Consider the following 21,663-nt stretch of genomic DNA (forward strand, 5'->3'; position numbering starts at 1 on the left):
GCGCCCCGCCCCACCCGCAGCACTGCTGCGCCGCATCCGCACAGCGGCCGGGTCCCCCGCACAGGGACCCGGCCGCTGCCGCGTGCCCGGAGCCCCCACCGGGGCCCTGTACTGCGGCTTTCCCCCGATGTCAGTCGTTCATGGGACGCTCGTACGCATGAGTCCACAGGATCAGCACGGCAGCAGGGGGTATTCCGTCCCCACCGGGCGGCCGTACGCCCTCAAGGAGCTGCAGGCGAGCCTGGGCAGCCTCGGCGACCACCTGCGCGAGCTCTACGACGGCGCCCACCCCGCCGAGTACGACACCATCGCCGACGCGCTGTACGTGGCCTTCCAGACGGCCGCCGGACTGGCCCCCGCCAAGAGCTACACCGGCTGCCCCGAACACCCCAACGGCGCCCTCGACCCCGAAGCCCCCGACGGCTGGGGCCGCTGCCTCATCTGCAACGACCGCCGACGCCTCGGACAGCGCCACCGCGGCGGCCCCGCCGCCGCGCCCGCCGGCGAGCAGCGGCGCCTGGGCTACCCCGTACCGGACGGCCCGTACACGCTCCACGCCCTGCGCGCCCACCTGCGCACCGTCGAGGACCAGCGGTTCCACCTGAGCCTGTCCTCACCCGCCGAGGACTTCGTCCGCATCGCCGACGACCTCCACCGCGCCTTCATCGTGGCCCGCGAGCTGTCCCGCCCGCGCAACGCCTCGGGCTGCTCCGAGCACCCGGGCGCCCCCATCGACCCCGACGCGCCCCCCGGCGAGGCCTGTATCTTCTGCGCCGGACGCCGCAGACGCGCACAGCGCTCCCCGCAGACCCCGGAGATGCTCCCGCGCATCCGCCGGGGCGAGCGCAGGCAACTGCAGCGCAGATTCGAGCGTCCGCCGGGCTGAGTACCGACGAGACCGCGGATCACCCGGCCGGCACGGGGCCGGTCCTCCCGGCGACCCGCCCGGTCCGGCCATGACGAACACGCACCCGACCCTCGTTAAGGTGAACCACTCGGTTCCTCCCCTCCCCTGACGGGGGCGAGTCCCACACTCACGCGTGAGGATCCCTGTTCCGCAACGAACCGCGCCGACCGAGAGGAGGAATCCCGATGAGGTCCCGCACCCGCTCCACCGGCGGCAACCGCAGCCGTCCCGGCGGCCGGCGGACCGATCCCGGCGTTCCCGTCCCGGCCGGCAGGGGTCCCGCGGACCGAGCGCCCCGACCGCGGCCGTCCGAACGACGGCGACCGTTCCACGGGCCGCGCGTCCGTCGGATAGAAACGGTACTTGCACGACCGCTGCGCGGAAGGAACACCCAGACCCCCGACGCCGCGGTCGGTCACGATCCGAACACCAGCACAGGTCACAGCCTCACGCCGCGGCACACCACCGCAGCGAGGCTCCGAGCCGGAACTGCGTTTCCTCACCCGGCTGAAGCCGGGGGCTTCCACACAAGGGAAATACGATGAGCTCTCCCGCCCGCTTCGACCGCGGCCACACCGACGATCTGATGACCTTCCTGACGGCCAGTCCGTCGCCGTACCACGCCGTGGCCAACGCGGCCGAGCGGCTGGAGAAGGCGGGCTTCAGGCAGTTGTCGGAGACGGACGCCTGGGACTCGGGCACCGGGGGCAAGTTCGTGCTCCGCGGCGGCGCGCTCATCGCCTGGTACGTCCCCGAAGGCGCCTCGGCGCACACGCCGTTCCGCATCGTCGGCGCCCACACCGACTCCCCGAACCTTCGGGTCAAGCCGCTCCCCGACATGGGCTCGCAGGGCTGGCGGCAGATCGCGGTCGAGATCTACGGCGGCACCCTCCTCAACACCTGGCTGGACCGCGACCTGGGCCTGGCCGGCCGGCTGACCCTGCGCGACGGCACCGAACGCCTCGTGAACATCGACCGGGCGCTGCTGCGCGTGCCCCAACTCGCCGTGCACCTGGACCGGTCGGTGAACAGCGACGGCCTCAAGCTCGACAAGCAGCGCCACATGCAGCCGATCTGGGGCCTGGGCGATCCGCACGAGGGCGACCTCATCGCCTTCCTGGAGGAGGAAGAGGGCCTGGAGCACGGCTCGGTGGCCGGCTGGGACCTGATGGTCCACTCGATCGAGCCGCCCTCCTACCTCGGCCGGGACCGCGAGCTCGTGGCGGGCCCCCGCATGGACAACCTGCTGTCCGTGCACGCCGGTGTCGCGGCGCTGGCCGCCGTGTCCGGTACCGCGAAGCTCGACCACATCCCGGTGCTGGCCGCCTTCGACCACGAGGAGAACGGCTCGCAGTCGGACACGGGCGCGGACGGCCCGCTGCTGGGCAACGTGCTGGAACGTTCAGTCTTCGCCCGCGGCGGCTCGTACGAGGACCGCGCGCGGGCCTTCGCCGGCACCATCTGCCTGTCCTCCGACACCGGGCACGCCGTCCACCCCAACTACGGTGAGCGGCACGACCCGACGCACCACCCGCGCGCCAACGCCGGCCCGATCCTGAAGGTCAACGTCAACCAGCGGTACGCCACCGACGGCAGCGGGCGCGCGGTGTTCGCCGCCGCGTGCGAGCGGGCCGGCGTCCCGTGGCAGACGTTCGTCTCCAACAACGCGATGCCGTGCGGCACGACGATCGGCCCGATCACGGCCGCCCGGCACGGCATCCAGACCGTGGACATCGGCGTCGCGATCCTCTCGATGCACAGCGCGCGCGAGCTGTGCGGCGCGGACGACCCGTACCTCCTCGCCAACGCCCTGGTCGCCTTCCTGGAGGGCTGAGCCGGCGGGCGGTGCCGGCAGGCCGCTCCTCCAGGAAGGCGGGGAGCGGTCTCAGCCCTCGTCGTCCATGCCGGCGAGGACCAGGGGCAGCCGGGCGGCGCCGTCGGCGGTGACCTTCACGGGCACGCCCCAGTCCTGCTGGTGGACGTGGCAGGCCGGGTACTCGTTGGCCGGGTCGTCGTCGCAGGACGCCGCCATCGCCGAGACGTGCAGCACGCCCTCGGTGATCTCCGGGTTCAGCTCCAGCTCCCGGAACAGATCGGTCCCCGCGCCCTCGCCGGCCGCCAGCAGCTCCGGCGGGGTCGAGGAGACGAGCAGGCGCGTGGAGGGGCCGTAGCGGGTGTCGAGCTTCTGCCCGCTCGGGGCCCGGAAGACCACGTCGAGGCGGAGCGTGCCGGGTGCCACCTCGGTGGCGGCGCGCTGGGTGCGGTGGGCGACCGCGTCCACCCGTACCGCCTCCTCCGGGAGCCGCAGCCGGGTCAGGCGGTGCCGGGCGGACTCGACGACGACGATGTCCTCGCCGGCCAGCACGGCGTCGCTGGGCTCGCGCAGGTCGGTCGCCAGGGTCGAGACCTGCCCGGTGGCGGGGTCGTAGCGGCGCAGCGCGTGGTTGTAGGTGTCGCACACCGCGACCGAGCCGTCGGGCAGGGCCGTCACACCGAGCGGGTGCTGCAGCAGGGCCTGGGCGGCGTCCCCGTCCCGGTGGCCGAAGTCGAACAGGCCGGTGCCGACGGCGGTCGAGACGGCGTGGCCGGTGTCGGTGGCGTGGACGTAGCGCAGGGCACTGGTCTCGGAGTCGGCGACCCACAGCCGGTCCCCGGCGGCGGCGAGCCCGGACGGCTGGGCGAACCAGGCCTCGGCGGCCGGCCCGTCGTGCAGTCCCTCGTTGGTGGTGCCGGCGGCGACCTCGACGGTCCCCTCGGCCGGGTCCCAGGTCCACAGCTGGTGGACACCGGCCATGGCGATCCACACCTTGCCCTGCCACCAGGCCACGTCCCACGGCGAGGACAGGTCCACCTCCAGGGCCGGCCCGGAGGTGGGCGAGCCCTGCCACCACTGGCGGCCGGTGCCGGCGACCGTCTCGACGGCCCCGGTCTCCGGGTCCAGGACGCGCAGGGCGTGGTTGACGGTGTCGGCGACGACCACCCGCCCGTCGGGAAGCAGCGCCAGCCCCTGCGGCTCACTGAAGCTGTCCCCGGCGAAGCCGCGCACGCCGCTGCCGATGCGGCGCACGACGCTCTCCCCGTCGGCGGCCAGCTCCACCAGCTGGTGCCGCGTCGAGTCCGAGACCAGGAAGTTCCCGCTGGGCAGGAGCAGCGCCTTGCCGGGGAAGCGCAGGTCGCTCGCGACGGGCTCGGGCGCCACGTACGGGCCGTCCCCGCGCCGCAGCGTGCCCTTGGCCTCGTGCTCGGCCTCCAGCTCCTCGACGAGCTTCTCGATGGCGTGCGCGTGCCCCTCGCCGGCGTGCTGGGCGACGACGTACCCCTCGGGGTCGATCACGACGAGCGTGGGCCACGCGCGCACGGCGTACTGCTTCCACGTGGCGAGCTCGGGATCGTCGAGGACGGGGTGGTGCACCTCGTAGCGCTCGACGGCGTCGACGACGGCCGCGTGCTCGGCCTCGTGCACGAACTTCGGCGAGTGCACGCCGATGATCACGACGGTGTCGCGGTGCTTCTCCTCCAGCTCGCGCAGCTCGTCGAGGACGTGGAGGCAGTTGATGCAGCAGAAGGTCCAAAAATCGAGGATCGTGATGCGTCCCCGCAGGTCGGCGAGGGTCAGATCCTTCCCACCGGTGTTCAGCCAGCCGCCCTTGCCGATCAGCTCGGGGGCACGGACACGGGCACGCTTGCGGGGTGCGGGCGCGGGGGTGGGCGCCGGGGCAGCATCGTTCATCCTTCAAGCTTGCCACTCCTTCCCCACCACCCCCACGGGTGACCGCCCCCCGCCACACGGCCGCAACGAACGGCTGTGTGGGAGCCTGGCTGACGGGCGGCGAAGGAGGCTTCCGGCATGACCACCGCGCACGACCATCCCGAAGGGATCGAAGCCGAGCGGGCCCTGAAGTACGCGGTGCAGCGGGTGCCCGGAGGGCGGGCAGAAGTGGTCGAGGGGGTCATCGGCCACCTGTCGTACGACTGGGACCACGAGCGCGCGCGGGGCGCCCTGCGGGCGCAGCTGTCCGAGGCAGTCGACCGACTGGACTGCATCGCGGGTTCCGGGGACCTGGACCTGCCGGGGTCGCTGAACTGGTACGTCCCCGACCTGGCCGTCGTACCCGGGCGCGTCGCGCGGGGAGCGGGCGCCTTGGTGCCCGGCCAGACCCTTCTCGTTGCCGAGGTCTCCTCGGCAACGAGCGCCAAAGCCGACCGGGTCGTGAAGCGCAGGCGGTATGCCGAGTACGGCGCGCCGCTCTACCTGCTCGTCGACCGGATGGAGCGGTCCGTCACCCTGTTCGCCGAGCCCGGGAGCCTGGGGTACACCAAGGCCGACGGACCGCATCCGTTCGGAACGGCCGTGCGGCTGCCGGAGCCGTTCGGGATCGACCTCGATACCGGCGGGCTCTGAGCAGCCGCCGGGGCGCTACGCCTCGTCGAAGAGGGCGCTCAGGCGCGGCAGGCGGGTGGCCAGTTCGGCCGTGTCGTCGAAGTCGAAGTCCCAGGACGGGTCCAGGGGCGGGTAGCCGATCGTGAAGGAGTCCGCCGGGAGCTCGCGGCCCGTGGCGCTCTCGTACGCGGTCCACGCGATCGAGAGGGCCTCCTCGTCCCACAGCTCCAGGCCCTCGGCCGCCGCCTCGCGGACCGCCGGGTGCTCCGCGAGGGAGTCCGGGTCGGCCAGGGCGGCGTCGAAGACGGCCCGGCCCTGGGTGAGGAGCCAGCCGCGGAAGTAGTCGAAGCCGTCGTCCGAGCAGCCGCCGTTGATCATGTAGGCCGCGGCCCACAGCGGGCTGCGGTAGGACTCCGCGAGCAGGTCCCACAGCACCTGCTGGGCCGCGGCGATCTCCGCGTGCGGACGGGCCGCGAGCAGCTCCGCGGCCCGCTGGGCCACCCCGTCCTCCCCCTCGCGAGCCGTCTCGATCAACTGCCAGAACGTCTGCTTGTCCATGGGAGGAGCCTGGCACCCGGCACTGACATCAGCCGAGGAAGGAGCGGAGGGATCCCGTGAGAGCGGTGACGAAGGCGTCCTGGACCTGCGCCGGGAGCAGGTCCAGGGACAGGTACGGGTTGAGGTCCTCCAGCTCGACGAGGAGCAGTTCGCCGGAGGGCGCCCGGCAGGCGTCCACCCGCTGGATGCCGTGGGAGAGGGTGTTCCACTCGACGAAGGCGCGGGCGAACGCCAGGTCCTCCCCGGTCGGTTCGTAGACGCTCAGCTCCCAGCGGCGGGCCGGATCGGGCGCGTGGAGCGCGTACTGGAAGGCGTCGTCGACGAAGTAGAAGGACACCTCGTACGCGAAGGCGATGCGCGGCTGGATCAGCACGGCCCCCGGCTCGCCGTCCGGTGTCGCGGTGAAGGTCAGGCCGATGGAGTCGGCGCCCTGCTTGGGCTTGACCACGTACTCGGGCACCTGCGGCAGCTCCGCGAGCCGGGCCGGGTCGTCGACGGTCGGGATGACCGGGTAGCCGGCGGCGGTGAGGTCGAGGAGGTACTGCTTCCCGGCCATGTCGGCGCGGCCGGTGAGGGGGTTGTAGACGGGCGTGCCGGCGTCGAGTGCGGCGGCGCGGAAGGCGTCGTACTCCTCCTGGTAGTGCAGGACCGGGCCGCTGTTGCGGACGACCACGGCGTCGAAGCCGGGCATCAGGGCGCGGGCGTCGGCGGGATGGCACAGGGCCAGGTCGAAGTGCTCGCGCAGGCGCGAGGTGAGGAATATGTCCTCGTCGCAGTAGCGGCGGCCGCGTGCCGGGTACGCCAGGTCGGTCACATAGAGGAGTGGCATGGGGGCAACCTATCGCGGGCACTGATCAGCGCATGAAATACCTCGTTCGGGACAAAATGCTGGCCATCGGGGACGACTACTGGATCGAGGACGAGGACGGGCGGCACGCCTTCCTCGTCGACGGGAAGGCGCTGCGGTTCCGGGACACGCTGGAGCTGAAGGATCCCGACGGCCGGATCCTGATCACCCTGCGGGAGAAGCTCTTCGGCTTCCGCGACGCGATGACCCTGGAGCGGGACGAGCAGCGGCTCGCGGTGATCCGCAGGAAGCGCTTCTCGCTGCTGCGCAACCACTTCCGCGTGACGCTGGTCGAGGGCACGGAGCTCGACGTGAGCGGGCGCATCCTGGACCGGGAGTTCAAGGTCGAGTACGACGGGGAGCTGCTCGCTCTGGTCTCGCGGCAGTGGTACCGGGTGCGGGAGACGTACGCGGTGGACGTGGTCCGGGAGGACGCGGACGCGGCGCTGCTGGTCGCGGTCGCGGTGTGCGTGATCCGGATGGCGGAGAAGGAGCGCGAGGACGCCCCGGGCGACTGAGTACGCGGCCCGCGGGGGAATGAGCATCCGCGCCCATGCCGCGGTGGCGGGCGGGCGGCGAGGATCGGGGACGTCCCCGCAGGGACCGCTCGGCACCTCGGCACAACGGAAGGAACCCACGGTGAACCCCAGCGCCCACGCCGCCCTCTACGGTCCGTGGCAGCCCGCGCAGCCGGTCCGCAAGGAGCGGCCCGCCGTCGTCGTGCTCGCCGCCCTGCTGTGGGTGGCCACCGCCGTCTCGGTCTCCCTGATCGGCGGCCTCGCCTGCATCGCGCTGCTCTGGACCGCCGCGGCCGGGGAGCCCGCCGCGGGCGCGGCCGTGCCGCTCCTGCTGATCCCGGCGGGGGCCGGCGCGCTCACCGCCCTGGCGCGCACGTCCCGTCTGCGCGCGATGGCCGCGTCCACGCGGATGCTGCTCCTCGGTGCGGTGGCGTGCCCCGTTCCGACCGCCCTCGCGGTCTGGTTCTGGACCCTGACCGGCTGACCGTCAGTGGCCCAGGCGGCGGTCCTTGAGGGCGGGGAACTGGTTGCGGGTCTCGCGGACCTTGCCCGGGTCCAGGTCCACCGTGAGGACCTCCTCGCCCGGACCCGCCTCCGCCAGCACCTCGCCCCACGGGTCCACGACCAGGCTGTGCCCGGCCTGTTCCACTCCGGCGTGCGTGCCGGCCAGCCCGCACGCCAGGACGTACGACTGGTCCTCCACGGCGCGCGCCCGGCTCAGCAGGGTCCAGTGGGAGCGGCGGCGCGCGGGCCAGCCCGCGGCGACGATCATCGTGGTGGCCCCGGCGTCGACCAGGCCGCGGAACAGTTCCGGGAAGCGCAGGTCGTAGCAGGTGGCGATGCCGAGGGTCTGCTCCGGCAGCTCCACCGTGGTCAGGGAGTCGCCGGCGGACATGAGGACCGCCTCGCCCTGGTCGAAGCCGAAGCGGTGGATCTTGCGGTAGGTGGCGGCCAGCTCGCCGGCCGGGGAGAGGACCAGCGCGGTGTTGTAGAGGGAGCCGTCGCCCGCGCGCTCCACGACCGAGCCCGCGTGCAGCCAGACCCCGGCGTCGCGCGCCGCCTTGGACATGGCCTCGTAGGTCGGCCCGTCCAGCGGCTCGGCCTCGGTCTCGAACTGCTCGTAGGCGAAGGCGCCGACCGTCCACAGCTCGGGGAGCACGACGAGATCGGACTCGTCCTGTTCCCGTACGAGATCGGCCACGCGGGCACGTCGGGAAGACACCGACTCGCCCTCGTTCACTGCGATTTGGATCAGCGAGGCGCGCACATTACCACCGTCCTGGCGTTCAAGCCGTCAACTCGGGCCTACGAATCGTCACACGAAAGCACTGCCGGGGTGCTCACGGGCAGCGTAGTTTTGGAAACTGAGTCCACTGCTTCCGAAACGCGCCACTGAACGACGCCACTGAACAGCACCGCGAGGGGTCCCGTTGACCGTCCATCCGCATCCCAGTCTTCAACCCTATGCCGACGCGTGGACGCACTCGATCGAGGCGATATCCGAGCTGGTCCTCCCGCTGACGGAGGGCGAGTGGAACCGGGCGACCCCGTGCCCGGGCTGGTCGGTCCGCGACGTCGTCTCCCACATCATCGGCATCGAGTGCGAGCAGCTCGGCGACCCCCGGCCGATCCACACCGTGGCACGGGACCTGCGGCACGTGGTGGACGAGTTCAGCCGGTACATGGAGGTGCAGGTCGACGTGCGGCGCCACCACACCGCGCCGGAGATGACCTCGGAGCTGGAGTACACCGTCATCCGCCGCGCGCGGCAGCTGCGCAACGAGAAGCGGGATCCGGACACGATGGTTCGCGGTCCGCTGGGCGACCAGGTGACCCTGGAACACGCGCTGCGGCTGCGGGCGTTCGACGTGTGGATCCACGAGCAGGACCTGCGGTGGGCGCTGGGTGCGCCGGGGAACTGGGACTCGCCGGGTGCGTACGTGGCGCGGGACATCCTGCTGGCCGGGCTGCCGAAGGTGGTGGCGAAGCGGGCGGGCGCCCCGGCGAACTCGGCAGTGGTGATCGACGTGCACGGCGCGCTGGAGTTCATGCGGACGGTACGGGTGGACGCGGACGGCCGCGGCACGGTGGACAAGTCCCCCTCGCTCGGCCCGGCGGTGACGCTGACCCTGGACTGGGAGACGTACGTGCGGCTCGCGGCGGGCCGGGTCCGGGCGCACACGGTCGCGGACCGGGTGAAGGTGGAGGGCGACGCACAGCTGGCGGAGGCCATCCTGACGCAGTTCTCCGTGACCCCGTGACCCCATGACCCCGTGACCGCTCACGGGGTGTGGCGTCGGCGAAGCCCCGGCGGCCGGCGAGGTCGTGCACCGGGCGGGCGGCGGCCTACGGCGTCTCGCGCCCCGCCGTTCCCGGCAGGGGCTCTCGCGCCTTCGCCCGTGCCGTCGCCCGTGCGGGAACGGTGACGCGGACGCGCGCGGCTTCGCGGGACAGGGCGCGCCGGCGCAGGCCCAGGATCCGGGTGACACCGAGCGCCTGGAGCACGAAGACCGTCGAGAAGGCGATGCGGTAGTCGTCGCCGGTGGCGTCCAGCAGGACGCCCACGGTCAGCAGGGTCGTCATCGAGGCGATGAAGCCGCCCATGTTGGTGATCCCGGACGCGGTGCCCTGGCGCTCGGCAGGATTGGCCGGGCGGGCGAAGTCGAAGCCGATCATCGATGCCGGGCCGCAGCCGCCCAGCACCAGGCACAGGGTGATCAGCAGCCACATCGGCGCGTGCCCGCCCGGGTACGCGAGGACCGCCGCCCACAGCAGGGCCGTCAGGCCGACCGTCCCCAGGGCGAGCGGAATCCGCGCGGCCTGGCGGCGGCCGATGACCTGGCCGTAGACCAGCCCCAGCGCCATGTTCGAGGCGACGACCAGCGTCAGCAGCCCGCTCGCGGTGCTCCGCGTCAGCCCCTGCGCCTCGATCAGGAAAGGCATGCCCCACAGCAGCAGGAACACCATCGCGGGGAACTGCGTCGTGAAGTGCACCCACAGGCCGAGCCGGGTGCCCGGCTCGCTCCAGGACTCCTTGATCTGACGGCGCACGAAGCCCGTCCCGCCGGTGCGCGCCGCCGGCTGCGGCCCGAGCCCCTCCGGGTGGTCGCGCAGGAACAGCACGAGCGGCACCAGCACCACGAGCCCGGCCGCCGCGCTGCCGGCGAAGGCGGCGGTCCAGCCGACCCCGTGCAGCACGGGCGCGAGCACGAGCGTGGAGACGAGGTTGCCCGCCATGCCGACCAGCCCGGCGAGCTGGGCCATCAGCGGCGCGCGCCGGGCCGGGAACCAGCGGGTGCCGAGCCGCAGCACGGAGATGAAGGTCATCGCGTCGCCGCAGCCCAGCAGTGCGCGGGCGGCGAGGGCCGTCTCGTACGAGGGGGCGAGGGCGAAGCCGAGCTGCCCCGCGGTGAAGAGCACGGCGCCCAGGGTCAGCACCTTCTTGGTGCCGAGCCGGTCCACCATCAGGCCGACGGGGACCTGCATGCCCGCGTAGACGAGGAGCTGGAGCAGGGAGAAGGTGGACAGGGCCGAGGCGTTGACGTGGAAGCGGTCCGCCGCTTCCAGACCGGCCACGCCCAGGCTGGTACGGAAGATCACCGCCACGAAGTAGACGGCGACGCCGATGCACCAGACGGCGACGGCCCTCCCGCCGCCCGGCGGATCCTCGGGCCCGGCGCCCCGGGCCGCCGAAGCGGTCGCGGCCACCGGGGCCGCCGGTATCCGGCCCGTGCGGCTCGTCCGGCCGCCGCTCACCGGCCCGGCCCCCGCACCAGCGACTCGACCCGGCCGATGTGCCCGCGCACCGCCGCGGCGGCCGCCGCGGCGTCCCCGGCCCGCAGCGCGTCCAGGATCTCGGCGTGCTCGGCCAGCGTCCGCTCCAGCCGGTCGGGGTGGGCGTGCAGCAGGGCCACGCCCATCCGCAGCTGCCGGTCGCGGAGTTGGTCGTAGAGCCGGCACAGGATCTGGTTCCCGGCGCTGCGCACGATCTCGGCGTGGAAACCCCGGTCCGCCGCCATCATCGCGGCGAGGTCCCCGGCCGCGGCGTGCCGACGCTGCTCGCCGAGCAGCTCTTCGAGCCGGTCCAGCAGGCCGGGAGGCGCCGGCACGGCCCTGCGTACGGTGAACTCCTCCACCAGCAGCCGGGTTTCGAGGACGTCGTTGATCTCCTGCGCGGAAACCGGGAGGACCAGCGCGCCCTTCTTCGGGTAGAGCTTGAGCAGCCCCTCGGTCTCCAGGCGCAGCAGGGCCTCGCGGACCGGAGTCCTGGACACCCCGACCGCCTCGGCGAGTTCGCCCTCGGTGAGGAGGGTGCCGCCCTCGTAGCGCCGGTCGAGCACACCGTGCTTGACGTGCTGGTAGACGCGTTCGGCGGCGGTCGCGGTGCTGGTGGCTGCAGGCATGCGCACAGCATAGATACAACAGAGGTGCAACCCGCGGCCCCGTCCGGGATGTGGACCGGGCGGGCATGCGGACCGGGACGGCATGTGGACCGGGACGGCATGTGGACCGGGACGGCATGTGGAGCGCGGCAGGGCATCGGCCGCCGGCAGGAGGCGGACCCCGATCTTCTCCGACCTCGGCCGCCGCCCGCCTCCACCGAAGGATGTAGCCCGCCTTCGTCCACCCGCAGGACGTACCCGGCCCCCCGCGCCGGGAGCCTGGAGTCATGGCCGACACCCTTGCCCCCGTGGTCCGCACGACCACCCGGCTCCCCCTGCTGGACGTCCTGCGCGGCGCCGCGATCCTCGGCACGCTCATGACCAACGTCTGGATCTTCGCCTCCCCCGGCTCGGAGTGGAACGTGGTCCGGGGCGGCCTGGGGGCACCCGACCCGATCGCGGACCCTTCCGCGGCGAACATCGCCGAAACCGCCTTCCGCTTCCTCGCCGACGGCAAGTTCCTGGCCCTGCTCACGATCCTGTTCGGCGTCGGCCTGGCCATCCAGTTCGACTCCGCCGCCCGCCGCGGCGAACCGTGGCCCGGCCGCTACCCGAAGCGCGCCGCCTTCCTCTTCGTCGAGGGCACCGTCCACTTCGCCCTCGTCTTCGCCTGGGACGTGCTGATGGGGTACGCGGTGACCGCCCTGCTCGTCGCCCGGCTGCTGGCCCGCTCGGAGAAGGTCCGGCGCGTGGCCCTGTGGACGGCCGGCGGCCTGCACCTGGCGCTGGTCGCGCTGGCGACCCTGGCCACGGCGGGCTCCTCGGACTCCTCGGACTCCTCGCCAACGGGACCGGCCGAAGGGCCCGGCCAGGCCGCCGTCGACCTCTACGCCCACGGGAGCTGGCCGGCGCAGGTCGCCTTCCGCCTGGAGCACTTCCTCATCCTGCGCATCGAGCCCGTCTTCTCCTTCGGGCTGCTGGTGTTCCTCTTCCTCCTCGGGGTGCGCCTGCACCGCGCGGGCGCCTTCACCGCGACCGCCGACGGCCGCCGCATCCGCAGCAGGCTGGCCGCCTGGGGCCTGGGCCTGGGACTGCCGCTGAACGCCGCGGCCACCCTCGGCGGCGAGGACTTCTTCGTCCTGGCCCGCTACGGAGCGGCCCCGCTGCTCGCCCTCGGCTACATCGGCCTGATCGGCATCGCCCTGGACCGGCTGTGGATCCCCGCGGCCGCGACCCGCGCCCTCGGCTCCGTCGGCCGGACCGCCCTGTCCTGCTACGTCGCCCAGAACCTGCTCTGCATGCTGCTCTGCTACGGCATCGGGCTCGGCCTGGCCCACCGGCTGGCCGGCAGCGGCCCCTGGTGGGTGATGGGCCTGTGGGCGGGCGTGAGCCTGGTCCTGGCCGCCGGGTCGTGGCTGTGGCTGCGCCGCTTCGACCGCGGCCCGCTGGAGGCCCTGCAGCACGCGGCGCTCAGCCCGCGCCGCCGCTCCCCGGCGTGACCTCCACGTCCAGCACGAACTCGTCGTACGGGGCCTCGTCCGGGTAGGGCGGCCGGACCTGTGCGAAGCGGATCCTGGCCCGGCCCCCGCCCGGGGGCCGGGCCCTGACGACGTAGCTCAGCTCCACCGCCGCCCCCGGCTGCGCGGTGCCCGCGACCGTCGGCCCCGGCGCCACCGACACCACGTCCGCGTCCCCCGTGACCTGCCAGGTCCACACGTAGCCGCGCGCGCCCCGCCCGGTGAGCCGCAGCTCGTACGGCTCACCGGGGCTCAGCACGACACTGCGTACCTCCATGCCCGCCCGGTCCTCTCATACGGGGCCGATGACCGGCCCCTCGTGCCAGCCCGCACCGTCGCGCCACCAGTGCTGCAGGCGGTGGTCGGTGCGCAGGACGACGACTTCCAGGTTGAACCCGAAGCTGCCCTGGAGCATCCCGGTGACCGAGGCGACGTCGTGGCCGAAGACCGCGCTGCGCCGCCAGGGGGAGCCGCTCGCGGTGCCCCGCCACCAGTGCTCCACCTGCCCGCCCGCCACGGCCACGCACAGTTCGTAGTTCCCGGCGGTGTCCTCGTCGACGGCCCCGTACTGGCCCTCGATCAGGCAGGGCGCGGACGTGGCCGGCGTACCGCTGCCGAAGACCTCCCCGGCCCGCCAGGCGAAACCGTCGGGGTCGTCGCGCCACCACAGCTGCATGCGGCCGTCGGTACGGGCGGCGACGAGGTCGAGGTGGCGGGAGCGGGTCTGGACCAGGGCCGGGCCGTAGTGGGCGATGCCGGAGGCGAAACGGCCGCCGTCGTTCCAGGTCCAGGGGGCGCCGTTGATCCGCCACCAGTGGTTCAGGCGGCCGTCGGCGGTGCGGACGACCACCTCGAAGTTGCCGGGCTTGCCGTAGTCACTCTGGATGAAGGCCGGGGTGGAACCGACGGCCGCGTCGCCCGGGCCGAAGACCCCGCCGTCGCGCCACACCGCGGCGGACTGCTCGTAGTACCAGTGGCGCAGCCGGCCGCCCGTGGTCACGTGCAGGGACTCCATGTTGCGGTTGTAGGTGCTCCCGGTGAAGGCCGGCTGGCCGGAGGCGTCGCCGCCGAAGACGCCCGCGCGGGCCCAGGCGAAGGGCGCGTCGCCCTCGCGCCACCAGTGCTGGAGGCGGGCGCCCGTGGTGGTCGCCAGGAGCTCGAAGTTGCGGTGGGCGCGGCCGTTGCCGCTCTCGTAGACGTTGCCGGTGTGCAGGCGGCGCTTGGTCCACGGGTCGGGGTTGGTGCCGCGCAGCCCGCACTTGGCCCAGTGGTCGATGTTGACCTCGCCGTAGGCGATCCGGCCGTAGCCGCCGACGTGGTAGCCGGTGCCCCAGGAGTTCTTGAACAGCCAGCAGCCCGCCGCGTCGTCGTAGCCGACGACCAGTACGCAGTGGCCGCCCGCGAGACGGTCGCTCGTGCGGTGGTAGACCCCCGAGCCGAGGCCGAAGAAGTCGTCGTAGACGTCGAAGCAGGCGGTCAGCGGGCCGACGGTGTCCAGCCACACCTTCTGCTGTTCGACGTCGCCGAGCCGGACGTAGTCGGAGATCCGGACGGTCCGGCCGGAGCGGTCCCAGCTGGGCGTGTACTCGGCGCGCCAGGCGTCGCGCCGGGCGGCCGGCAGCCCGGCGGGCGGGATGCTGTACGGCCAGCAGTCCGGGTCGGCGAGACCGCCGTTGGCCTTGATCCAGTCGAGGGCGGTCTCCGGATTGCTGCCCTGTCCGCAGCTGAAGCGCAGGCCGTCGTGGACGTCCCCCTCGGAGCGCTCGGCCCACACGTCGTGCTCGATGCGGGCCATGGACTCCACCAGGCCGGCGGCGCCGAAGGCCCAGCAGGAGCCGCACGGGTTCTGGTCCTTGACCTTGGTGATCCAGGGCCATCCCCAGCGGTTGCGCCAGTCCACGGCGGCGGGCCGGGCCCCGGCGACGAGATCCCGGCCGGCCGGCCCGGCCAGCAGCCCGTGGGCGGCCCGGCGCCGGGTCAGGTGCGGGTTGCCGCCGGCGTGCCCGATGATGCCCCGCAGGTCGATCGTGCCCGCGTCCTCGGCGAGCGTGAGGTTCGCCCCGGGCTCCAGACCGAGCGAGGGCCGGGGTACCGGCTCCTCGTCGGCCAGGTGCTCCAGGACCGACCAGCGCGCCCCCCGCGCGAGCAGCTGCGCACGCAACTCCCCCACCGATTGAACAGATTCCTGCGGCATGGCGGCCCCCCAGCTGCAACCGTTCGGATCCGAGATCCGGGGAGCGTCCCTCCGCCGCCGGAGCCCGTCAAGGGGGTCCGCGCGGTCGCGCGGTGGCACGAGGGGGGCGTGCCGTCCCCTGGCGCGGGGGGCGACGAGGGGGACCTGCCGCAGCGGCGGCGGCCGGCCGCGACCCGGCGGTCCGCGGCGCCGCGGGCCCGAGCCGTGGCGGGGGCGGGCTCGCTCAGTCCGAGCCGCCGCCACCGCCTCCGCCGCACGAGCCGCCGTCGTGCCCGTGCCCGTACCCGTGACCGTGCTCGGCGTCGTCGCCGCGGTCGGCACGGTCGAGTGCCCTCCCCATCCGGGCGAGGTACCGGCCGAGCCCCGACGGCAGCGGGGCCGCCTCCTGCACGACGCGCCGCAGCATGCGGTCGGGCACCGCCGGCGGGCCGTCGAAGACGTACGCGGGCCACGCGCCCCGCGCACGGGCCGCGGCGACCCGGCGCCGCCCCGCCGCGGTCGGCCGGGAGCATACGCGTCCCAGCAGCCCGGCGGCACGCAGCCCGTCCCGGATCCCGGCCGCCTCCGGCCCGCCGGCCACGGCCGTGAGCACCGCCGCCACGCTCCTGCCCCGCGGGCAGGCCCCGGTCAGGGCCCGCTCGACGGGATGCGCGTCGTCCGCGGGCAGACCGGCCCGCACGCGCGGCCCGACCACGCCCACCAGGCCGCGTTCCCGCAGCCGCAGCAGGGCCACTTCGGCCACCCGCCGCGGTCCGCCGGCGAGGTACGCCACCTCGTACACGTCCAGCACCATCGCCCCCCGCCAGTCCGGCCCGCTGTCGGAGCATGATGACCGCACGGGCCACCGCCCGACCGCACGAGCAGCGGATTCAGAGCAACATCTGAGGTTGCGCGCGCGGTTCGGACGGCTCACACCGCGGCGAGGGCCTGCCGGATCCGGGCCAGGGACGGGTTCACCATCGGCGGTTGGTCGCCGACGACCACCGTCGGGACCGTCTCGTTGCCGTCGGCCACCCCGCGGACGAAGGCCGCCGCGTCCGGGTCCCGCCAGATGTTGACCTTCCGGTACGGGATCCGCGCCGCCCGCAGCTGCGTGCGGAGCTTGATGCAGAAGACGCATCCGGGCCGCCAGTACACGGTGACGGCGCCATTGGGCCCCCTTGAGTCCGACCGCCCCATCCCCCGACCCCTTTCGACCGCCCCGGCACCCACCCCGACCGACAGTACCCGCGGCGAGGCGGAATGGGCCGACTTGCCCGTCGAGGGGTCCGTATAGGGTCCCCGTATGGGCACCTGGATCGCGCCGAGCGTCATCGAGCGAGAGCTGTACGAGGCCAAGAACGCGGGTGACTGGGCCGCGTACTTCGACGTGCTCGCGCGTGCCCAGCTCTACCTGGTGCAGCCCCGCGTGCAGTCGGACGCACACCCCGACTCGGTCTTCTTCCACCCCACCCCGGACCGGATGCTCGTCGTCCGCACCGCCGGCATGCTGCCCGCTCCCACCCCCGAGACCGTCTTCGAGTCCCGGAGCCTGGGCTGGTTCTCCAAGGTGTGGGCCGCCGACGACCCCGCCTTCCTCGCCGTGAACCCGGGCTCGCCCGCCGAGGCGTACCTCACCACCACCCCCGCCGACCTGGCCCGCTGGCGCGCGCACGCCGACGCCGCACCCTCCTACGGCCTGCCGGAACTGAAGGTCCACGCCCTCTTCACCGGCGGTCCCCTGCACGGGGACATCGCGCACGGCCTCGCCGTCGGCGGGCATCTCGCCGTCAGCAACGGCGAGTTCTGGAACGCCCTCGCCTACCACGGCCGCGGCTACCAGCACGAGCGCCGCCGCGTCGCCAAGAGCTGGGGCATCACCGACCGGGCCGACTGGCTCGCCACCCTCGAACAGCTCCTGAGCACCACGATGGTCAGCCCCGTCTGGGAGTTCGCGCTCCGCGTGCGCCGCGTCCTCGCCTCCGACTTCGCGGGGCCCGTGGACGTCGAGCACTGGCGGCACGCCGCCGAGGCGAGCCTGCGGCGCAACGCCGAACGCTCCGCCGAGCCGCAGCTCACCCCCGACGGGGTCACCGTCGCCCGGCCGCGCCCGACCGCCGAGGTCGAGGGGGAGATAGCCGGCGTCAAGCGGCTCATAGGCCGGATGGCCCGCTACGAACAGCGCTTCCGGGCCGACGGGCTGCTCCCCGAGGACGGCTGGGTCCGCTCCGTCGAGGCCTGGGACCTCGGCCGCGCCTCCCAGATGGCCCGCTGGGGCATCGGCTGCCGCTACGGAACCCTGCACGAGGGCGAGAAGGCCGTGCTGCGCGCCGGGGAGGCGGCCCGGCAGACGTACCGCTCGTGGGAGGAGTTCTCCGCCGGGTACGTCCTCGGCCGGTGCCTGCACTTCGACGAGGAGGAGTTCGGCACCTGGTACACGGGGGCCCTCGCCGCCCACGTCACCCTGACCACCGACCCCGCCAGCCCCTGGCTCAACATCCCCTGGAAATGACCGACCTCGGGTAGTCGGCGGCCCGGCCGGAATCCGCCCGCGTCCCGCACCGCCGACAACTAGCCTCGGCACCATGACTGTTGAGCTGAACGAAACCGTGCGCGGACTGCTCGACGCGCCGCACCCCGCCGTCCTCTCGACCATCAACCCCGACGGAAGCCCGCAGAGTTCCGTGATCTGGGTGACCCGCGACGGCGGCGACCTGCTGGTCTCCACCGAGCAGGGCCGCCGCAAGGAGCGCAACATCGTCCGCGACGGCCGGGTCGGCCTGACCGTCTTCGACCTGGCCAACCCCTTCCTCTACGCCGAGATCCGCGGCACGGCGACGGTCACCGAGGACGTCGGCCGCGCGGTGGCCGTCCGCATCGCCGAGGAGTACATGGGCCCGGGCGCCGGCAAGGAGTACCAGGACGCCCCGCCCCAGGACGTCCGCGTCGTCGTCCGCATCACCCCGACCAAGGTCCTCGGCAACGCCGCCCGCCAGGACTGAAACGCCCCGGAACAGCCCGGAACGGCCCGCAACGCCCCGGAGCCCCGGCCCCCGCACAACGCGCGGACCGGGGCTCCGTCGGCTACGGCAGCAGGGATCTGACCCGCGTCCAGGCGTCGACCGAAGCCGCCAGCGGGGTGTCGTCCGGGAGGTGGGGGCGGACCGACGTCAGCCACGGGATCAGGGACTTGATGCGGCGCAGGTGGCGGATGCGGTGGTGCGGGAGGTCGCGCCAGACGCGCCCCTGCACCGCCGCCGCCTCCGGGGTCAGGTCGATCAGCGCGAGCAGGTCCCGGCACAGCACCGCCGGGTCACCGCCGCGGTCCGGGCCGAACTGCTGGATCAAGTAGCCCTGTACGCAGGCCAGTTCGGGCGCCCTGACCAGCTCCGGTGTGCCTTCGGCCGCCGCGCAGCGGTGGGTGGCGGCCAGCGCCACCCGGCCCCAGCGCAGCCGGATCCCGTCCGGCAGCCGGTCGTCGCGCATCCGGACGCCGGCCAGGACGCGCAGGGTCCGCGGCTGGGGTTCGTCGCCCAGCGGCGGGTCCGTGGCCAGCCAGGCCTCCAGGTCCGCCAGCGAGTGCCCGTCGGGCGGCACCGAGGTCAGCACCTGCCCCCGGGAGAGCAGCGCGACCATGGCCCCGCTGAAGTGGACCTTCGCGGTGTGCCCGGCGTCGAAGGAGCCGACGGGCCGCCCGTACCGCTCGATGCGGCGCAGGCCCATCCGCGACTCGCCCACGGCGTAGACCTGCCCGGCGCGGGCCACCCCGCCGATGCAGCGGACCACGCACACGCCACCGGTGACGTCGGCCTCCTCCACGGAGTAGACCTGCAGTTCGGCGATGGACACCCCGGCCCCCTTCCCCGGGCGGCAGGTTACCTCCCGGGGACGGGCCCGGTTCAGCGCGCCGGGGCTTCCAGCACGAGGCGGATCTCGGTGACCTCGTAGCCGGCGCGGTCGAAGGCGGCGGCCATCGGCAGGTTCACGGTGTCCGTCGTCGCGGTGATGCGCTCGGCGCCCTGCGAGGCGTGGAAGCGGGTGATCTCGGCGAGGATCTCGTCGATCAGGCCCCGGCCGCGCTGCTCCGGTACGACGCCCAGGTAGCCGACGTTGCGGTGGTACGGGGTCGCCGAGGGCACGGCCAGGCCGGCGAGGCGGCCGTCGGGCAAGTGGGCCAGGCGCCACCAGGAGCGCTCGCCGGGGCAGTCGAGGTAGAAGTCGAAGTCCTCGCGGGCCAGCTGCTCGGCGTCCATCAGCTCCAGTTCGTGCCGCGTGGCCAGGTCGAGGCTGCCCCGGGAGAGCCGGACGAAGGCGTCCAGCATCTCCTCGTCGGTGCCCTCGCGGAAGACCAGGCGGCCGGTGGGCTCCGCCGTCCCGGCGGCCGGGGTCCACTCGTAGCGCAGGCGCTCGATCTCGCGCGTCAGCCCGGTGCGGTGCGCGGCCTCGCGCCGCCAGGCGACCGCGGCGGCCAGCTCCGGGTCGGCGCGCCAGCCGCGGGGCAGGGAGAGGTTGTAGCCGGGGAGCCCGCCGAAGGCGGCGTGCCCGGCGTCCAGCAGTGCGGCGGCGACCCCGGCCGGGTCGGCCACCCCGGCTGCCACCTGGAGGCAGTCGAGCGCGATCGGGTGCTCGCTGTCGGCCCGGCCCCACCACAGGGCGCGGGCCAGGATCCGCCCGTCGCCGTCCTCGGCGGTCCAGATCCACTCGGGCCTGATCCGGTTCTCGGCGAGCTCCTCGCGGACCTTCTCTGCGGTCAGGGCGGGGACGGGACCGTCGGCCGGGTGGGCGACGGCGCGGTCCAGGTGTGCGGGGTCTGCGGTGGCAGCGCGAAAGAGCATTCGCAGATGATCACACGGGGTGCACGGAGCGGACCACGGCTTTCCCGCCCCGCCCGAAAGGCCGGCGGCCGGCCTCCACGGGGAGGCCGGCCGCCGGCTTCGTGCTCGTGTCCGCTACGACCAGGTGACCAGTCGGCGGGGGTGTTCCAGGACCGCCGCGATGTCGGCGAGGAACTTGGAGCCGAGCTCGCCGTCGATGAGGCGGTGGTCGAACGACAGCGCCAGCGTGGTGACCTGGCGGGGCTTGACCTTGCCCTTGTGGACCCACGGCTGGAGCTTGATCGCGCCGACCGCGAGGATCGCGGACTCGCCGGGGTTCAGGATGGGCGTACCGGTGTCGACGCCGAAGACGCCGACGTTGGTGATGGTGATCGTGCCGTTCTGCATGTCGGCCGGGGAGGTCTTGCCGTCGCGGGCCGTGGCGACCAGCGAGGACAGGGACTCCGACAGCTCGCCCAGGGTCTTGGCGTGGGCGTCCTTGATGTTCGGGACGATCAGCCCGCGGGGGGTGGCCGCCGCGATGCCCAGGTTGACGTAGTGCTTGAGCACGATCTCCTGGGCCGCCTCGTCCCAGGACGCGTTGACGTCCGGGTTGCGGCGGATGGCCACGAGGACGGCCTTGGCGATCAGGAGCAGCGGGTTGATCCGCAGGCCGGCGAGGTCCGGGTCGTCCTTGAGCTCCTGGACCAGCTTCATCGTGCGCGTCACGTCGAGGGTGATGAACTCGGTGACGTGCGGAGCGGTGAAGGCCGAGCCGACCATGGCCTGGGCGGTGACCTTGCGGACGCCCTTGACCGGGATGCGGGTCTCGCGCGCCGACGCATCGGCCGCCGGGGCGGCGGACACCGCGACGGCCTCGGCCGCCGGCGCCGGGGCGGCGGCGGGAGCCGCGGCCGCGGGCACGGTCTGCGGGGCGATCGCCGCGGCGGCCGCCGCGTGGACGTCCTCCCGGGTCACGACGCCGCCGTCACCGGTCGGGACCACCGAGGCCAGGTCGATGCCGAGGTCCTTGGCGAGCTTGCGCACCGGCGGCTTCGCCAGCGGACGCTCGCCGGTCGGCTGCGCCGGAACCGCGGGGACCGCCGGGGCGGCGGGCGCCGCGGGGGCGGCCGCGACCGGGGCCGCGGTGCCGTTCTGCGCGGCGACGGCGGGCGCCGGTGCCTTGCGCGGCCGGCGCTTGGTGGAGGACTCGGAGACGCCGTAGCCGACGAGCACGGGCTGGCGGGCCGCCGGGGCGGCCTCCTCGGCCTCGGCGGGGGCGGGGATCTCCTGGGCCGGGGCCGGGGCCGCAGCGGCCTCGCCGGAGCCGGTCTGCACCGAGATGATGACCTGGCCGACGTCGACCGTGGTGCCCTCCTCGAAGAGGAGCGCGTGCACGACGCCGTCGAACGGGATCGGCAGCTCGACGGCGGCCTTGGCCGTCTCGACCTCGCAGACGACCTGGCCGTCGGTGACGGTGTCACCCGGCTGGACGTACCACTTGAGGATCTCGGCCTCGGTGAGGCCCTCGCCCACGTCGGGCATCTTGAATTCGCGGATGGTCAT

22 protein-coding genes are annotated in these 21,663 nt (G+C 73.7%); 9 read left to right on the forward strand and 13 right to left on the reverse strand.

What is annotated here, in order from left to right:
• The first annotated feature begins 157 nt into the window (after positions 1 to 157).
• Positions 158 to 886 carry a hypothetical protein gene (locus AB0O53_RS05710; protein WP_350990242.1) on the forward strand — a complete coding sequence of 243 codons (729 nt, stop codon included), beginning with the start codon at positions 158 to 160 and terminating at the stop codon, positions 884 to 886.
• A 562-nt stretch (positions 887 to 1,448) separates the two neighbouring features.
• Entirely contained in the window at positions 1,449 to 2,741 is a 1,293-nt protein-coding gene (locus AB0O53_RS05715) for a M18 family aminopeptidase (protein ID WP_350990243.1), read from the forward strand.
• 51 nt (positions 2,742 to 2,792) lie between these two features.
• Here the strand turns inward: AB0O53_RS05715 and AB0O53_RS05720 are convergent, their stop codons facing one another.
• On the reverse strand, positions 2,793 to 4,637 hold the full coding sequence (locus AB0O53_RS05720; protein WP_365193423.1) for an NHL domain-containing thioredoxin family protein: 1,845 nt from the start codon (positions 4,635 to 4,637) through the stop codon (positions 2,793 to 2,795).
• A gap of 117 nt (positions 4,638 to 4,754) precedes the next feature.
• On the opposite strand from AB0O53_RS05720, the gene AB0O53_RS05725 reads away from it, so the two are divergent.
• On the forward strand, positions 4,755 to 5,309 hold the full coding sequence (locus AB0O53_RS05725; protein WP_365193425.1) for a Uma2 family endonuclease: 555 nt from the start codon (positions 4,755 to 4,757) through the stop codon (positions 5,307 to 5,309).
• A gap of 15 nt (positions 5,310 to 5,324) precedes the next feature.
• Here the strand turns inward: AB0O53_RS05725 and AB0O53_RS05730 are convergent, their stop codons facing one another.
• Both AB0O53_RS05730 and AB0O53_RS05735 read right to left on the reverse strand, forming a co-directional pair.
• Positions 5,325 to 5,846: a DUF4240 domain-containing protein gene (locus AB0O53_RS05730; protein WP_365193427.1), complete on the reverse strand. Its 522-nt coding sequence runs from the start codon at positions 5,844 to 5,846 to the stop codon at positions 5,325 to 5,327.
• A 28-nt stretch (positions 5,847 to 5,874) separates the two neighbouring features.
• Positions 5,875 to 6,675 (reverse strand): ATP-grasp domain-containing protein, encoded by an 801-nt coding sequence (locus AB0O53_RS05735; protein ID WP_350990250.1) that lies wholly within the window; start codon positions 6,673 to 6,675, stop codon positions 5,875 to 5,877.
• Between the two features lie 32 nt (positions 6,676 to 6,707).
• Here AB0O53_RS05735 and AB0O53_RS05740 point away from each other — a divergent pair, with 32 nt between their 5' ends.
• Positions 6,708 to 7,211: an LURP-one-related/scramblase family protein gene (locus AB0O53_RS05740; protein ID WP_359121889.1), complete on the forward strand. Its 504-nt coding sequence runs from the start codon at positions 6,708 to 6,710 to the stop codon at positions 7,209 to 7,211.
• A 121-nt stretch (positions 7,212 to 7,332) separates the two neighbouring features.
• Positions 7,333 to 7,695, forward strand: coding sequence for a hypothetical protein (locus tag AB0O53_RS05745; protein WP_350990254.1), 363 nt, complete (start codon positions 7,333 to 7,335; stop codon positions 7,693 to 7,695).
• Positions 7,696 to 7,698: 3 nt separating this feature from the next.
• Here AB0O53_RS05745 and AB0O53_RS05750 read toward each other — a convergent pair whose 3' ends face one another.
• Positions 7,699 to 8,478: a carbon-nitrogen family hydrolase gene (locus AB0O53_RS05750; RefSeq protein ID WP_350990256.1), complete on the reverse strand. Its 780-nt coding sequence runs from the start codon at positions 8,476 to 8,478 to the stop codon at positions 7,699 to 7,701.
• Between the two features lie 163 nt (positions 8,479 to 8,641).
• On the opposite strand from AB0O53_RS05750, the gene AB0O53_RS05755 reads away from it, so the two are divergent.
• Positions 8,642 to 9,472 (forward strand): maleylpyruvate isomerase family mycothiol-dependent enzyme, encoded by an 831-nt coding sequence (locus AB0O53_RS05755; protein WP_350990258.1) that lies wholly within the window; start codon positions 8,642 to 8,644, stop codon positions 9,470 to 9,472.
• An 85-nt stretch (positions 9,473 to 9,557) separates the two neighbouring features.
• Here AB0O53_RS05755 and AB0O53_RS05760 read toward each other — a convergent pair whose 3' ends face one another.
• Positions 9,558 to 10,919, reverse strand: a complete 1,362-nt coding sequence (locus AB0O53_RS05760; protein ID WP_365193430.1) for an MFS transporter — start codon at positions 10,917 to 10,919, stop codon at positions 9,558 to 9,560.
• Positions 10,920 to 10,963: 44 nt separating this feature from the next.
• Complete coding sequence (locus AB0O53_RS05765) at positions 10,964 to 11,614, reverse strand: GntR family transcriptional regulator (RefSeq protein ID WP_350990262.1); 651 nt, start codon at positions 11,612 to 11,614, stop codon at positions 10,964 to 10,966.
• Between the two features lie 266 nt (positions 11,615 to 11,880).
• Between AB0O53_RS05765 and AB0O53_RS05770 the strand changes: the two genes are divergently transcribed.
• Positions 11,881 to 13,092, forward strand: a complete 1,212-nt coding sequence (locus AB0O53_RS05770) for a DUF418 domain-containing protein (protein ID WP_350990264.1) — start codon at positions 11,881 to 11,883, stop codon at positions 13,090 to 13,092.
• Here AB0O53_RS05770 and AB0O53_RS05775 read toward each other — a convergent pair.
• The 4 genes from AB0O53_RS05775 to AB0O53_RS05790 form a co-directional block, all read right to left on the reverse strand.
• On the reverse strand, positions 13,064 to 13,387 hold the full coding sequence (locus tag AB0O53_RS05775) for a hypothetical protein (protein WP_350990266.1): 324 nt from the start codon (positions 13,385 to 13,387) through the stop codon (positions 13,064 to 13,066). The two genes, AB0O53_RS05770 and AB0O53_RS05775, sit on opposite strands and share 29 nt — an antisense overlap.
• 15 nt (positions 13,388 to 13,402) lie before the next feature.
• The gene (locus AB0O53_RS05780; RefSeq protein ID WP_350990268.1) at positions 13,403 to 15,280 is read right to left on the reverse strand and encodes a C1 family peptidase; all 1,878 of its coding nucleotides are present in this window, start codon (positions 15,278 to 15,280) and stop codon (positions 13,403 to 13,405) included.
• A gap of 247 nt (positions 15,281 to 15,527) precedes the next feature.
• Complete coding sequence (locus tag AB0O53_RS05785; protein WP_350990270.1) at positions 15,528 to 16,097, reverse strand: TIGR04222 domain-containing membrane protein; 570 nt, start codon at positions 16,095 to 16,097, stop codon at positions 15,528 to 15,530.
• Positions 16,098 to 16,213: 116 nt separating this feature from the next.
• Positions 16,214 to 16,441, reverse strand: a complete 228-nt coding sequence (locus AB0O53_RS05790; RefSeq protein ID WP_350990272.1) for a glutaredoxin family protein — start codon at positions 16,439 to 16,441, stop codon at positions 16,214 to 16,216.
• Positions 16,442 to 16,589: 148 nt separating this feature from the next.
• Between AB0O53_RS05790 and AB0O53_RS05795 the strand changes: the two genes are divergently transcribed.
• Both AB0O53_RS05795 and AB0O53_RS05800 read left to right on the forward strand, forming a co-directional pair.
• Positions 16,590 to 17,795 carry a DUF1266 domain-containing protein gene (locus AB0O53_RS05795; protein WP_365193434.1) on the forward strand — a complete coding sequence of 402 codons (1,206 nt, stop codon included), beginning with the start codon at positions 16,590 to 16,592 and terminating at the stop codon, positions 17,793 to 17,795.
• Between the two features lie 73 nt (positions 17,796 to 17,868).
• The gene (locus AB0O53_RS05800) at positions 17,869 to 18,285 is read left to right on the forward strand and encodes a PPOX class F420-dependent oxidoreductase (RefSeq protein ID WP_350990276.1); all 417 of its coding nucleotides are present in this window, start codon (positions 17,869 to 17,871) and stop codon (positions 18,283 to 18,285) included.
• An 82-nt stretch (positions 18,286 to 18,367) separates the two neighbouring features.
• On the opposite strand, the gene AB0O53_RS05805 is transcribed toward AB0O53_RS05800, so the two are convergent.
• The 3 genes from AB0O53_RS05805 to AB0O53_RS05815 all read right to left on the reverse strand — a co-directional run bounded on the left by AB0O53_RS05805 (position 18,368) and on the right by AB0O53_RS05815 (position 21,663).
• Positions 18,368 to 19,132, reverse strand: coding sequence for a hypothetical protein (locus tag AB0O53_RS05805; RefSeq protein ID WP_350990278.1), 765 nt, complete (start codon positions 19,130 to 19,132; stop codon positions 18,368 to 18,370).
• A 50-nt stretch (positions 19,133 to 19,182) separates the two neighbouring features.
• Entirely contained in the window at positions 19,183 to 20,118 is a 936-nt protein-coding gene (locus AB0O53_RS05810) for a GNAT family N-acetyltransferase (protein ID WP_350990280.1), read from the reverse strand.
• Positions 20,119 to 20,232: 114 nt separating this feature from the next.
• Positions 20,233 to 21,663 carry a dihydrolipoamide acetyltransferase family protein gene (locus tag AB0O53_RS05815; RefSeq protein WP_350990282.1) on the reverse strand — a complete coding sequence of 477 codons (1,431 nt, stop codon included), beginning with the start codon at positions 21,661 to 21,663 and terminating at the stop codon, positions 20,233 to 20,235.

The organism is Streptomyces erythrochromogenes (genome assembly GCF_040684695.1).
Classification (GTDB): Bacteria; Actinomycetota; Actinomycetes; order Streptomycetales; family Streptomycetaceae; genus Streptomyces; species Streptomyces erythrochromogenes_C.